Source organism: Streptomyces sp. RKAG337 (genome assembly GCF_023701715.1).
Classification (GTDB): domain Bacteria; phylum Actinomycetota; class Actinomycetes; order Streptomycetales; family Streptomycetaceae; genus Actinacidiphila.
Map to the genome: position 1 here is coordinate 5,647,209 of NZ_JAJOZA010000001.1, position 14,125 is coordinate 5,661,333.

8 protein-coding genes and 1 pseudogene are annotated in these 14,125 nt (G+C 72.6%); 5 read left to right on the forward strand and 4 right to left on the reverse strand.

Features of this window, described 5'->3' with window-relative positions; all coding sequences use genetic code 11:
• Positions 1–35: 35 nt before the first annotated feature.
• A pseudogene (locus tag LNW73_RS25060) lies at positions 36–2,323 on the reverse strand (FdhF/YdeP family oxidoreductase).
• A gap of 123 nt (positions 2,324–2,446) precedes the next feature.
• Between LNW73_RS25060 and polA the strand changes: the two are divergent.
• A complete protein-coding gene (gene polA / locus LNW73_RS25065; RefSeq protein WP_250991461.1) occupies positions 2,447–5,185 on the forward strand; it encodes a DNA polymerase I in 2,739 nt (912 codons plus the stop codon).
• Here polA and LNW73_RS25070 read toward each other — a convergent pair.
• Positions 5,116–5,979: a DUF4184 family protein gene (locus LNW73_RS25070; protein WP_250991462.1), complete on the reverse strand. Its 864-nt coding sequence runs from the start codon at positions 5,977–5,979 to the stop codon at positions 5,116–5,118. The genes polA and LNW73_RS25070 overlap by 70 nt on opposite strands.
• Before the next feature lie 138 nt (positions 5,980–6,117).
• On the opposite strand from LNW73_RS25070, the gene LNW73_RS25075 reads away from it, so the two are divergent.
• From LNW73_RS25075 to LNW73_RS25085, 3 genes are all read left to right on the forward strand, one after another.
• Complete coding sequence (locus tag LNW73_RS25075) at positions 6,118–7,392, forward strand: lytic transglycosylase domain-containing protein (protein WP_250991463.1); 1,275 nt, start codon at positions 6,118–6,120, stop codon at positions 7,390–7,392.
• Between the two features lie 179 nt (positions 7,393–7,571).
• Positions 7,572–7,706 carry an SPW_0924 family protein gene (locus LNW73_RS25080; RefSeq protein WP_250975360.1) on the forward strand — a complete coding sequence of 45 codons (135 nt, stop codon included), beginning with the start codon at positions 7,572–7,574 and terminating at the stop codon, positions 7,704–7,706.
• Between the two features lie 55 nt (positions 7,707–7,761).
• Complete coding sequence (locus tag LNW73_RS25085) at positions 7,762–8,763, forward strand: DUF3068 domain-containing protein (protein WP_250975359.1); 1,002 nt, start codon at positions 7,762–7,764, stop codon at positions 8,761–8,763.
• Positions 8,764–8,791: 28 nt separating this feature from the next.
• On the opposite strand, the gene hrpB is transcribed toward LNW73_RS25085, so the two are convergent.
• Complete coding sequence (gene hrpB / locus LNW73_RS25090; protein ID WP_250991464.1) at positions 8,792–11,338, reverse strand: ATP-dependent helicase HrpB; 2,547 nt, start codon at positions 11,336–11,338, stop codon at positions 8,792–8,794.
• 40 nt (positions 11,339–11,378) lie between these two features.
• Positions 11,379–12,197 carry a class I SAM-dependent methyltransferase gene (locus LNW73_RS25095; RefSeq protein WP_250991465.1) on the reverse strand — a complete coding sequence of 273 codons (819 nt, stop codon included), beginning with the start codon at positions 12,195–12,197 and terminating at the stop codon, positions 11,379–11,381.
• A 317-nt stretch (positions 12,198–12,514) separates the two neighbouring features.
• Between LNW73_RS25095 and rpsA the strand changes: the two genes are divergently transcribed.
• Entirely contained in the window at positions 12,515–14,023 is a 1,509-nt protein-coding gene (rpsA, locus tag LNW73_RS25100) for a 30S ribosomal protein S1 (protein WP_250975356.1), read from the forward strand.
• The last annotated feature ends 102 nt before the right edge of the window (positions 14,024–14,125 follow it).

The window sequence follows — 14,125 nt, forward strand, 5'->3', positions numbered from 1 at the left end:
ATCGGTGTACGGCTCAACTTTCTACCTGACGGTAGTCACGATCCGTGCACCGGGGCCGTCGCCTCCAGGCGGACGACCACCGACTTCGACGCCGGGGTGTTGCTGGTGTCCGCCGTGTGGTCGAGCGGAACGAGGACGTTCGTCTCGGGGTAGTAGGCGGCGGCGCAGCCGCGCGGGGTCGGGTAGTGCACCACCCGGAAGCCGTCGGCGCGGCGTTCCGTGCCGTCGGTCCACTCGCCGACGAGGTCGGCGTAGGAGCCGTCGGGCAGCCCGAGGGCTTCCGCGTCCGCGGGGTTGACCATGACGACGCGGCGGCCGCCCTTGATGCCCCGGTAGCGGTCGTCGAGGCCGTAGATCGTGGTGTTGTACTGGTCGTGCGAGCGCAGGGTCTGCAGCAGCAGCCGGCCCTCGGGGACGGCCGGGTACTCGACCGGTGACGTGGTGAAGTTGGCCTTGCCGGTGGCAGTGGGGAAGGTGCGGGTGTCGCGCGGGGCGTGCGGCAGGGTGAAGCCGCCGGGGTGCCGGACCTTGGTGTTGAAGTCGTCGAAGCCGGGCACGACGCGGGAGATCCGGTCGCGCACCAGGTCGTAGTCGGCTTCGAGCGCGGCCCACGGGACGGCGGTGTCGTCGCCGAAGGTGGCGCGGGCGAGCCGGCAGACGATCGCGGTCTCCGACAGCAGGTGCGGGGAGGCGGGCCGCAGGGCGCCGTGCGAGGCGTGCACCATGCCCATGGAGTCCTCGACGGTGACGAACTGGTCGCCGCCCGCCTGGGTGTCCTTCTCGGTGCGCCCCAGGGTGGGCAGGATCAGGGCGCGCGATCCGGTGATGACGTGCGAGCGGTTGAGCTTCGTCGACACGTGCACGGTCAGGGCCGCGTTGCGCATCGCGGCCTCGGTGACGGCGGTGTCGGGGGAGGCGGCCACGAAGTTGCCGCCTATGGCGAAGAAGACCTTCGCGGTGCCGTCGCGCAGTGCGCGGATGGCGCGGACGACGTCGAGGCCGTGCTCGCGCGGCGGGGCGAAGCCGAACTCCTTCTCCAGGGCGTCGAGGAAGGCGGGGGCGGGGCGTTCGAAGATGCCCATGGTGCGGTCGCCCTGCACGTTGCTGTGGCCGCGCACCGGGCACACCCCGGCGCCGGGGCGGCCGATGTTGCCGCGCAGCAGCAGGAAGTTGACGACTTCCTTGATGGTGGGGACGGCGTGCTTGTGCTGGGTCAGGCCCATCGCCCAGCACACCACGACGCTCTTCGCGTCCAGGACCAGGGCGAGCAGCCGGTCGATCTCCGCGCGCTCCAGGCCGGTGGCGCGCAGCACCTCGTCCCAGTCGGTGGTGCGCGCGGTGGCGGCGAACTCCTCGTAGCCGTGGGTGTGCTCGTCGATGAAGGGCCGGTCGACGGCGCCGGCTTCGACCAGCATCCGGTTCAGGGCGCGGAACAGCGCCTGGTCCCCGCCGAGCCGGATCTGCAGGAACAGATCGGTCAGCGCGGTGCCGGAGCCGGCGAGGCCGCGGGCGTTCTGCGGGTTCTTGAAGCGCTCCAGGCCCGCTTCGGGCAGCGGGTTGACGGTGACGATCTTCGCGCCCTGCTGCTTGGCCTTCTCCAGGGCGGAGAGCATCCGGGGGTGGTTGGTGCCCGGGTTCTGCCCGGCGACGATGATGAGGTCGGCGCGGTACAGGTCCTCCAGCAGCACGCTGCCCTTGCCGACGCCGATGGTCTCGGTGAGCGCGGAGCCCGAGGACTCGTGGCACATGTTGGAGCAGTCCGGCAGGTTGTTGGTGCCCAGCCGGCGGGCGAAGAGCTGGTAGAGGAACGCGGCCTCGTTGCTGGTGCGCCCCGAGGTGTAGAACACGGCCTCGTCGGGCGACGCGAGCGCGTGCAGCTCCTGCGCGACGATGTCGAAGGCCCGCTCCCAGGGCACCGGCACGTAGTGGTCGGCGCCTTCCGCCAGGTACATCGGCTGGGTGAGCCGGCCCTGCTGGCCGAGCCAGTAGCCGCTGCGCCGCGCCAGGTCGGAGACCGGGTGCTCGGCGAAGAAGTCGGGGGTGACCCGGCGCAGCGTCGCCTCCTCGGCGACGGCCTTGGCGCCGTTCTCGCAGAACTCCGCCTTGTGCCGGTGCTCGGGCTCGGGCCAGGCGCAGCCGGGGCAGTCGAAGCCGTCCTTCTGGTTGACCTTGAGCAGGGTGAGCGCGGTGCGGCGCACGCCCATCTGTTGCTGGGCCATGCGCAGGGAGTGCGCGACCGCGGGCAGACCCGCGGCGGCGTGCTGCGGGGCTGTGACGTCGGGTGCGTCCTGAACCGGGTCGCCCGCGGGGGTTTCGCTGCCATGGCTCCGATCCTGCCACGCGGGAGGGGCGGCCGCTCCGGCGCGTCCGGGTCGGCCGCCGGGCGCCGCCGGGGGTTGGCGGGGCTTGGCGGGGCTTGTCAGTGGGACATGGGAGTATCGAGGACGTGGCAGCAAAGGCATCGAAGACGAGCGCAGCGACCGGCACGGCATCCACGGCGGGAGACCGGCCGCGGCTGCTCCTGCTCGACGGACACTCCCTGGCGTACCGGGCGTTCTACGCCCTGCCGGTGGAGAACTTCAACACCGCCACCGGCCAGCCGACGAACGCCGTGTACGGCTTCACGTCGATGCTGGCGAACACGTTGCGTGACGAGAAGCCGACGCATCTGGGCGTCGCCTTCGACGTCTCGCGCAAGACATGGCGGTTCGACGAGTTCCCCGAGTACAAGGCGACCCGTTCGAAGACCCCCGACGAGTTCCGCAGCCAGGTGGAGCTGATCGGCGAGCTGCTGGACGCGATGGGCGTCAAGCGGTTCGCGGTGGAGAAGTACGAGGCGGACGACATCATCGCCACGCTGGCCACGCAGGCGGAGGCCGCGGGGTTCGACGTCCTCATCGTGACCGGTGACCGGGACGCGTTCCAGCTCGTCAGCGAGCACACGACGGTGCTGTACCCGACCAAGGGCGTCTCGGAGCTGACCCGGTTCACCCCGGCGAAGGTCGAGGAGAAGTACGGACTGTCGCCGTCGCAGTACCCGGACTTCGCGGCGCTGCGCGGCGACCCGTCGGACAACCTGCCGGGCATCCCCGGGGTGGGGGAGAAGACCGCCACCAAGTGGATCACCCAGTTCGGGTCGTTCGCGGCGCTGATGGAGCGGGCCGACGAGGTCAAGGGCAAGGCGGGGGAGAACCTGCGCGCGCACCTGGACGCGGTCAAGCTCAACCGCCGGCTGACCGAGATGGTGCGCGACGTGGAACTGCCGTGCGGCCCGGTGGAGCTGGAGCGCGCGGCGTACGACCGCGACGCGCTGCACATCGTGCTGGACGCCCTGGAGTTCCGTAACCAGAACTTCCGGGACCGGCTGTTCGCGGTGGACCCGGGCGCGCGGGAGGAAGAGGCGCAGGTCGCCGAGGGCGTCGCCGTGGAGGGCGCGCAGCTGACCGAGGGCGGCCTGCAGGAGTGGCTGGAGGGGCACGGCACGGCGCCGCTCGGCATGGCCACCGTCGACACGTGGGCGCTGGGCGCCGGCACCGTCACCCAGGTCGCGCTGGCCGGGGCCGAGGGGCCCGCGGTGTGGTTCGACCCCGCGCAGCTGGCCGAGGCGGACGAGAAGGTGTTCGCGTCCTGGATCGCGGACGCCGCCCGCCCCAAGGTGCTGCACAACGCGAAGAACGTGATGCGGGTCTTCGCCGAGCACGGCTGGACCGTGGCCGGCGTCGGCATGGACACCGCGCTCGCCGCCTATCTGATCAAGCCCGGCCGCCGCTCCTTCGCCCTGGACGCGCTGTCGGTGGAGTACCTGGGCCGTGAGCTGGCACCGGCCGGCGCCGAGAGCGGGCAGCTGGCGTTCGGCGAGGAGCAGGAGGACTCCGCCGCGCTGGACGCGCTGATGGCGCAGGCGCGTACGGTCCTGGACCTCGGCACGGCGTTCACCGGCCGGCTGGAGCAGGACGGCGCGACGGGGCTGCTGCGGGACGTGGAGCTGCCGACGTCGGCGCTGCTCGCCCGTATGGAGCGGTCCGGGATCGCGGCCGACCGCGCGCACCTGGAGGCACTGGAGCAGCGCTTCGCCGACGCCGTGCAGCAGGCGGTGGCCGAGGCGCACGCCGCGGTGGGCCACGAGTTCAACCTCGGCTCGCCCAAGCAGCTCCAGGAGGTGCTGTTCGGGGAGCTGGGCCTGCCGAAGACCAAGAAGACCAAGACCGGGTTCACCACGGACGCCGACGCCCTGGCGTGGCTGGCCGCGCAGACCGACCACGAGCTGCCGGTGATCATGCTGCGCCACCGGGAGCAGGCCAAGCTGCGGGTGACGGTCGAGGGCCTGATCAAGACGATCGCGCCCGACGGGCGGATCCACACCACGTTCAGCCAGACCGTGGCCGCCACCGGCCGGCTGTCGTCCACCGACCCCAATCTGCAGAACGTGCCGGTCCGTACCGACGAGGGCCGGGAGATCCGGCGGGGCTTCGTCGTCGGCGAGGGCTTCGAGTCGCTGCTGACGGCGGACTACAGCCAGATCGAACTGCGGGTGATGGCCCACCTGTCGGAGGACGCGGGCCTGATCGACGCGTTCAACACCGGCGAGGACCTGCACACCACCGTCGGCTCGCACGTCTTCAGCGTCCCCAAGGACGCGGTGGACGCCGAGATGCGCCGCAAGATCAAGGCCATGTCGTACGGCCTGGCCTACGGGCTGTCCGCGTTCGGCCTGTCGCAGCAGCTGGGGATCTCCCCGGGTGAGGCGGGCGCGCTGATGGACACCTACTTCGAGCGGTTCGGCGGGGTGCGGGACTATCTGCAGCGCGTCGTGGAGGAGGCCCGCGGCACCGGCTACACCGAGACGCTGCTGGGCCGCCGCCGCTATCTGCCCGACCTCAACAGCGACAACCGGCAGCGCCGCGAGATGGCCGAGCGGATGGCGCTGAACGCGCCGATCCAGGGCTCGGCCGCCGACATCGTCAAGCTCGCGATGCTGCGGGTCGGTGAGGCGCTCACCGAGGAGAAGCTTGCCTCGCGGATGCTCCTGCAGGTGCACGACGAAATCGTGGTGGAGATCGCACCGGGCGAGCGCGAGCGCGTCGAGGAGCTGGTGCGCCGCGAGATGGCCGGCGCCTACCCGCTGCGGGCCCCGCTCGACGTCTCGGTGGGCGTCGGCAAGGACTGGGAGTCCGCGGCCCACTGACGGCGCCGCCTGCGGCGCAGCCGGGCGGCGGCCGCGTACAGCAGCGCGCCGCCCGCCAGCCCGGCGCCCGCGCCGAAGGCCGCCGTGGGCACCACGTCGCCGATGGACGTCGGTGCCCTGACCGCGTACTCCCGCAGACAGCGGACGACCGAGCCCGCCACCGCGCAGCCCGCCAGCAGCGCGACCGCGCCGCCGCGCCCGCGGGCCGTCAGCCGCGGCAGCCGGGCGGGCGGCGGCTCCTTCGGGGCGGCGCGCAGCGCGCGGGCGGTGAACGCGGCCAGCACCAGCAGCGCCGCCGCCGAACTGCCGTACTGCAGCCACTGGTACAGCTGCTGTCCGTGCACCACGGTGTTCAGCACCGGCAGCGTCCGCACCCCCCACCGTCCGTAATGGGTGAAAGTGTCCCATCCGACGTGGGTGGCCGCGCCGAGCGTCGCGGAGAGCCAGAACCAGCCCGCCGTGCGCGCCGACCACGGCCGCCGGTCCCCGTCGAACAGCGCCCCGGCGCGCCCCTGCCACCCCTCGGGCAGCAGCGCCAGCAGCGGATCGCGCAGGAACAGCCAGCCGCCCACCAGCCCCGCGGCGATCAGCGGATCGAGGGTCGGGACCGCCGCCGGCGAGTGCGTCACATGACCGAACCCGAAGACGCCGGACACCACCGAGGCGGCGAAGTACGGGATGTCGGGGGCGAAGGAACCCGCGACGAGCGCCGCCGCGACCAGCGGCCCGCGGGCGGTTCCGTCCCGGCGCAGCCCCGGCAGCACCGCCGCCGCGTGGCTCAGGGTGAACGGCATCAGACCCCCTCATGAAGTGATCCTTTCGGACCAGTATGCGGAGTACCGCACGGTGGATGCGCGCCGGAAGTTCCCGTATGGTCCGTGGGGTTGCGGCGCGGTAACGCGCTCAGCTCGCACGTGGGAGGGACCGCGGACATGGCAGCGCGATACGGACGGCGGATACGCGCGATGCGCAGGGGGGCGGCGGGCACGGCGGTCGCGGCCCTGGCGGTCGCGGCGCTCAGCGCCTCGCAGGCACCCGGTTTCGCCCAGGCGGAGCGGGCCCGCAGCGCCGTCCCCAAGCCGCCACCGGGCCCGCAGATCGACGGCGGGTCGCCGTTCTACAGCGCCCTGCCGCCCGAGGACGGCTCCAGCGGACTGGCCGTGGGCGGCACTTCGGGCCCCACGCCCACCGGCGGCACCGGCACGAGCATCGACACCGGCGGCACGGGCCTGCCCGGCACGGTGCTGGACGCCTACCGCAGGGCGCAGCTGGCCATCGCCACCTCCGACCAGGGCTGCAAACTGCCCTGGGAACTGCTCGCCGCGATCGGGCAGGTCGAATCGGGTCAGGCGAGCGGCGGCGCCGTCGACGCGAAGGGCACCACGTACAAGCCGATCCTGGGCCCGGTGCTGAACGGCGCCGGGTTCGCGAACATTTCGGACACCGACGGCGGCGCCTACGACGGGGACACCGTCCACGACCGCGCGGTGGGACCGATGCAGTTCATCCCGTCGACCTGGGCCAGTTGGGGAGCCGACGGCAACGCGGACGGCGTGAAGGACCCGAACAACATCTACGACGCCGCCCTCGCCGCCGGCCACTACCTGTGCGCCGACAACCGCGACCTCTCGGTCTCCGCGGATATCGACCGCGCGATCCTGGGCTACAACCACTCGCAGGATTACCTGCACACCGTCCGGGCCTGGTTCCAGCACTTCAAGGACCAGGGAGCCGTCGCGGTCCCGGACAGCGGCCGCACACCCGGCACCGGCACCGGCCCGACGACACCGCCGGCCACCACCGCGCCGAAGCCGGGCGCCCGCCCGTCCGCCACGGCCACCGGCTCCGTCTCGCCGGCACCGACCACCACCGGCCGGCCGACGCCGCCGACCACCGGCCCGGGGACGCCCACCGGAACGCCGACCGGCACCGCGTCGCCGTCGCCCACGCCGACGCCCACGGGCAGCGGGAGCCCCACCCCGGGCTGCCCGACGCCCACGCCCACTCCGACGGGGTCCGCCTCGCCGACGCCCACCCCGACCGGCACCCCGACGCCGGCGCCGACTCCCACGCCGACCGACGGCTCCTGCCCCACCCCCACACCGACCACGTCCCCGACGCCGTCACCGACCGCGACGGGCGCCACGACCGCGCCCGCGAGCCCGAGCGCGGCCCCGTCGACCAGCCCGGCGGCCGTCGCCGGCTGACGTACCGCGCCACCTGACGTACCCCGCACCCGACGAGCCCGGCCCCGCCCTCCACGGCGGGGCCGGGCTCGTTCGCGCGGTGGCCGCATTCGATCGGTAGAACCTGTTCTCATCTGATCCCCCGATTGCTACGGTGCCCCGGCCCAGCCGACGTCGTCGTCCACAAGGGAGGTCCGGCCATGCGCGCCCTGATCGCCGCAGCCATCGGACTCGTCGCCGCTCTCGCGCTCGTCCTCACCATGACCGCGGTCGGCGCACCCGCGGGGAAGACCTCGCCCAAGCCGCTGCTGACCACGATCCCCAGCCATCCGTAAACCGGCCGTACCCGCCTACGGTCACCCGTAGCCACAAAGGAGGGGAAGCGTCCCGATGCGCCGCAAGTCCAGCCTGGTGCTGCTCGCCTTCGCCGTCTTCTTCGCGACCCTATCGCCCCTGATGCGCTGGTACGCCTTCCCACGGCTGGCCAAGGTGCCGGCCAACGAGTACCAGTCGGTGGTCCTGGAGGCGAAGAACGCCACCCTCCTCGTCAACTACCTCTCGCTCAAGCCGGAGATCGTCCCCAAGCTCAGCATCGTCCAGACGCTCAAGGGCAACGTCGAGGAGTCCAAGAAGGTCAAGGCGGACACCGGCCGCGACGTCGTGGTCTGGGACGCGCTGTCCTTCGTGGCCGGCCCGGACGGCTCGATGGTCTCGGAGATCCCCGAGCGCTACATCTTCGACGCCCACACCCAGGACCCGGTCCACACCGCGAGCGAGAGCGTCGACGGCGACTCCGTGCACCGTGAGGGCGTGGAGTTCAAGTTCCCGTTCCTCACCGAGAAGCGCGACTACTTCTACTTCGACGCGCAGTCCCGGACGTCCGCGCCCATCCACTACAAGGCGACGCAGAAGTTCCGCGGCATGACCGTCTACTACTTCGAGCAGACCGTCCCCTGGGTGAAGGTCCCGCTGCCGAAGAAGATGCCCGGCGGCGTCACCGAGGCCTCGCTCGGCGGCTCGGTGGAGCGCTGGTACACCACGGTGCGGAAGTTCTGGGTCGACCCCACCACCGGTGCCCCGGTCAACGGCGAAGAGGTCCACCAGGAGGAGCTGCGCTTCCCGCAGGCACCCGACACGAAGCCGGTGACCGTCTTCTCCGGTGATGTGAAGATGCGCGAGGACTACATCGACTCCACCGTCAAACTGGTGAAGTCCCAGCGCCAGCTCATCCTGCTGCTGACCAGCTACCTCCCCTGGGGCTTCCTGATCCTGGGCGTCGTCCTGCTCTCGCTCTCCCTGCTCCTGGAGGCGCGCGGCCGCCGCCCGGCCGACCCGGCCCCCGACGACACGGTGCGCGACCCGGATCCCGACCCGCACCCGATCGCCGTCTGAGCCCCGCCGCCGCGCCGTCCTGGAGGGGTCAACGCCGCTGGTTCGTCCGGCGGGTGGGCGCGGCGGCGGCCGGGTCCTCCGGCCACGGGTGCTTGGGGTAGCGGCCGCGCAGCTCGGCGCGGACCGAGCGGTAGCCGCCCCGCCAGAACGACGCGAGGTCGGCGGTGACGGCGGCGGGCCGGCCGGCGGGGGACAGCAGATGGACGAGGAGCGGCACCCGGCCACCCGCGATCCGCGGGGTCTCCTGCCAGCCGAACAGCTCCTGGAGCTTGGCCGCGAGCACCGGCTGGTCGCCCTCGTAGTCCACCCGGATCCGTGAACCGCTGGGCACCTCGATCCGCTCCGGGGCCAGCTCGCCGAACCGGGCGGCGGCGCCGGAGGACCAGGGCAGCAGCCGGTTGAGCGGGCCGCCGGCGTCGGTACGCTCCAGATCCGCGCGCCGGCGGGCCGCGGACAGCTCGGGGCCGAGCCAGTCGTCCATCCCGTCCAGCAGCGCCTGCTCCGAGACGTCCGGCCACGGCTCGCCCAACTCCCGGTGCAGAAAAGCCAGCCGGCGGCGGGTGTCCTGCGCGTCGCGCGACCAGCGCAGCAGCCCGGTGCCCTCCCGCCGCAGCCCCTCGGCGACGGCGGCGCGCAGCAGCGCCCGGTCCGGCGACCGCAGCGGGCGCGCCGTGAGTTCCACAGCGCCCAGCCGTTCCACGCTGCGCGCCACCACGTCGCCGTCCGACCAGTGCACCTCCTCGCCCGAGGCCAGCAGCGGAGCCGCCGCCGTGCGGGCGGTGGCCTCGTCGATCACCGCGGCCAGCCGCACCCGCGCCGAGACCGCCGTCACCGGCCGGTCCGCGACCGCGACGGCCAGCCAGCCGGGTGTCCCGAGCCGGGAGCCGGTGCCCAGCTCCGCCGCCGTTCCTGACGCCATCAGATACGTGCCGGCGCCGCGGGCCCGGGCCACCCGCTCGGGGAAGGCGAGCGCGGCCACCAGCCCGGCCGCCGCGTCATCACCACCGGAGCCGGCCGCCCCGGACCCGCGCGGCCCGTCCGGTCCGCCGCCGGTCCCGGCCTGCCGCAGCGACGCCTCCAGCCGGCCGGCCTCGGCGCGCCAGCGCGCCGCGTAACCGTCGCCGCCGCGCCGGGCCTGCCGCCAGGCGGCGGCCAGGTCGTCGCCGTAGTCGCGCGGCGGCTCCTCGCTGAGCAGCGCCACGACCTCGGCCGCGCGCCGCGCACCGACCGCACGTGCCCCGTCGAGCAGCGCGCGGGCGAGCCGCGGGTGCACGCCCAGCCGGCTGAGCCGCTTGCCCCGGTCGGTGGCGCGGCCGTCCGCTGACACCGCGCCGACCGCGAGGAGCACCTCGCGGGCCGCGCCCATCGCGCCGGCCGGAGGGGCGTCGAGCAGGGCGAGGCCGGCGGCGTCCGGGTCGCCCCAGCAGGCCGACTGCAGAGCGAACGCGGCCAGGTCGGCCACCGAGATCTCCGGTGCCGGCCAGCGCGGATGCCCGGCGTCGTCCCCCTCCGACCAGCAGCGGTACACCGTGCCGGGACCCTCGCGCCCGGCACGCCCGGCCCGTTGGCGGGCCGCCGCGTGCGAGACCCGCACGGTCGTCAGCGCGTCGAGGCCGCGCGCGTGGTCCACCCGCGGCTCGCGCGCCAACCCGCCGTCCACCACGATCCGCACCCCGGGGACGGTGAGGCTCGACTCGGCCACCGACGTGGCCAGCAGCACCCGGCGGCGGGTGCCCGGTGCGAGCGCCGCGTCCTGTACGGCGGCCGGCGCCCGCCCGTGCAGCTGCAGCACGTCCACGTCGAGCCCGCTCAGCATGCCGGCGACCCGCGCGATCTCCCCGACGCCCGGCAGGAAACACAGCACGTCCCCTTCCTTCTCGCGCAGGGCCCGCCGTACCACCGCCGCCACATGCTCCAGCAGCGCCGGATCGACCCGCATCCCGTGCGGCGGGCGCACCGGGCGGGCCGGCGGCGCCCACTCCACGGCGACCGGATGCAGGATGCCCCGCGCCTCGACCACCGGGGCGGCGCCGTCCTCGCCCCCGACCAGTGCGGACCAGGCGGCGGTGTCCGTGGTGGCGGAGGCCGCGACCACCCGCAGCTCCGGGCGCAGGGCGGCCCGCACGTCCAGCAGGAAGGCCATCGAGGTGTCGGCGTCCAGATGCCGCTCATGGCATTCGTCCAGTACGACGGTGTCCACACCGGCCAGCTCCGGATCACGCTGCAGCCGCTGGAGCAGCACACCGGTCGTCACCACTTCGACGACCGTCTCCGCCGACACCTTCCGCTCGCCGCGCACCGTGAAGCCGATCCGCGCTCCGACGCCCTCGCCGAGCAGCCACGCCATCCGCCGGGCGGCGGCCCGCGCCGCCATCCGGCGCGGCTCGGCCACCAGCACCCGGCGGGGGACCTCCCCGTACTGGGGGAGCAGCCCGGCCAGCGCGAGCGGTACGAGGGTGGTCTTCCCCGTTCCGGGCGGCGCGGCGAGCACGGCGCAGCCCCGCTCGTCGAGCGCCCGCAGCAGTGCGGGCACGACGGTCTGTACGGGCAGGTCGAGGGAACTGGCGCGGATCACCCGCCCAGTGTGCCCGTCGGTCCGGCGGCGGGGGCCGCCGTCAGTCCCGCACGCACACGAAGATCGCGGTCCCCGGCAGGATCCCGCCGCGCAGCGGCGACCAGCCGCCCCACTCCTGGGTGTTCCACTCCGGCCACCGCGGCTCGACGAGATCCACCAGCCGGAAGCCGGCCGCGGCGATCTCCCGCACCCGGTCGCCGAGGGTCCGGTGGTGCTCGACGTACTCGGCGAGCCCGCGCTCGTCCTGCTCGACGTACGGGGTGCGGTCGAAGTAGGAGGAGACCGCGGTCAGCCCCTCGGGGCCCGGCTCGTCGGGGAAGGCCCAGCGGATCGGGTGGGTGACGGAGAAGACCCAGCGCCCGCCCGGCCGCAGCACCCGGTGCACCTCGCGCTGCACGCGTTCGGGGTCGGCGACGAAGGGGAGCGCGCCGTACGCCGAGCACGCCAGGTCGAACGAGGCGGCCGCGAACGGCAGCGTCCCGGCGTCGGCCTGGACGAGCGGGAAGCCGCCGTCCGCCGCCTCCTCGTCGATCCGGCGCGCGTGCTGCAGCTGCCGGTGGGAGAGGTCGAGGGCGACGGGGCGCGCGCCGCGCGCGGCCAGCCAGCGCGAACACTGCGCGGCGCCGGCGCCGATCTCCAGCACCGACAGGCCCGCGAGTTCGGCGGCGGGGCCGAGCAGTCCGGCGTCGGACTCGTCCAGTCCCTCCGGCCCCCAGACGAAGTTCCCGTCGCCGAGGAAGGCTCCGTGCTCGACCTGGTACTCGTCCGCGTTCCGGTCCCACCAGCCCCGGTTGGCCCGGCTGCTTTCCGTGACGCCTGCGGTACGCCGGGTGGCTTCTGGTTCGGGTCCTTGGCTCATCGCGGTTGTCGTCGTACTCTCTGGTTGGACCTGTGACGGGGGGACTTGCGCCGGGTATGGGCTGTTCTGCCCCAGGTGGGCCCTTCGCGCATTGACCGTGTCCGGCTGCCCCCGTATGCTACAAGTTGCGCTGCGGGCCTGCGCACCTCAGACGTAGCAGGTTGCGCTCGCACTGGCTTGTATCCCCTCGGTCCTTGAGGCGACTCTCCGAATCATTTGGAAGGTCTGACTCAAGGCTGTCCGGCTTCGGCTGTGCGATAACGGGTCCTGGCGTAGCAGTACCTACAACTTCTGTCCGTACCGGAGTCCTTCCCCATATGACGAGCAGCACCGAGGCAACGCGCACCACCCCGCAGGTGGCGGTCAACGACATCGGCTCCGAGGAAGACTTCCTCGCAGCGATCGATGCGACGATCAAGTACTTCAACGACGGCGACATCGTCGAAGGCGTGATCGTAAAGGTCGACCGGGACGAGGTCCTGCTCGACATCGGTTACAAGACCGAGGGCGTCATCCCGTCCCGCGAGCTTTCGATCAAGCACGACGTCGACCCCAATGAGGTCGTCAAGGTCGGCGACGAGATCGAAGCCCTTGTTCTCCAGAAGGAGGACAAGGAAGGCCGCCTGATCCTCTCGAAGAAGCGCGCTCAGTACGAGCGTGCCTGGGGCACCATCGAGAAGATCAAGGAAGAAGACGGGATCGTCACCGGTACCGTCATCGAGGTCGTCAAGGGTGGTCTCATCCTCGACATCGGCCTCCGCGGCTTCCTGCCCGCCTCGCTCGTCGAGATGCGTCGCGTCCGCGACCTCCAGCCGTACGTGGGCAAGGAGCTCGAAGCCAAGATCATCGAGCTGGACAAGAACCGCAACAACGTGGTCCTGTCCCGCCGTGCCTGGCTCGAGCAGACCCAGAGCGAGGTCCGTCAGACCTTCCTCACGACCCTGCAGAAGGGCCAGGTCCGCTCCGGCGTCGTTTCCTCGATCGTCAACTTCGGTGCGTTCGTGGACCTCGGCGGCGTCGACGGTCTCGTGCACGTCTCCGAGCTGTCCTGGAAGCACATCGACCACCCCTCCGAGGTTGTCGAGGTCGGCCAGGAAGTCACCGTCGAGGTTCTCGACGTGGACATGGACCGCGAGCGCGTCTCCCTGTCGCTGAAGGCGACGCAGGAAGACCCGTGGCAGCAGTTCGCCCGGACGCACCAGATCGGCCAGGTCGTTCCCGGTAAGGTCACCAAGCTCGTTCCGTTCGGTGCGTTCGTGCGCGTCGACGAGGGCATCGAGGGCCTGGTCCACATCTCCGAGCTGGCCGAGCGCCACGTGGAGATCCCGGAGCAGGTCGTCCAGGTCAACGACGAGATCTTCGTCAAGGTCATCGACATCGACCTCGAGCGCCGCCGCATCAGCCTCTCGCTGAAGCAGGCCAACGAGGCCTTCGGTGCCGACCCGGCCACGGTCGAGTTCGACCCGACCCTGTACGGCATGGCCGCGTCGTACGACGACCAGGGGAACTACATCTACCCCGAGGGCTTCGACCCCGAGACCAACGACTGGCTCGAGGGCTTCGAGACCCAGCGCGAGGCGTGGGAAGGCCAGTACGCCACGGCCCAGACCCGCTTCGAGCAGCACCAGGCCCAGGTCATCAAGTCCCGCGAGGCCGACGAGAAGGCGGAGGCCGAGGGTGCTGCGGCTCCCGCCGGTCCCGCCAGCTCCGCCGGTCTCGGTGGCGGCGGTTCCTACTCCTCGGAGTCGGACGACAACTCCGGCGCCCTGGCGTCGGACGAGGCACTGGCCGCGCTCCGCGAGAAGCTGGCCGGCGGCCAGAGCTGACGCTCTGACCTGCAGGTAGCCGTACGGACGGAAGGCCCGTTCCCCGAGAGGGGAGCGGGCCTTCCGCGTTGTCAGGGGGTGAAGCGGGCCCGGATGCGGGAA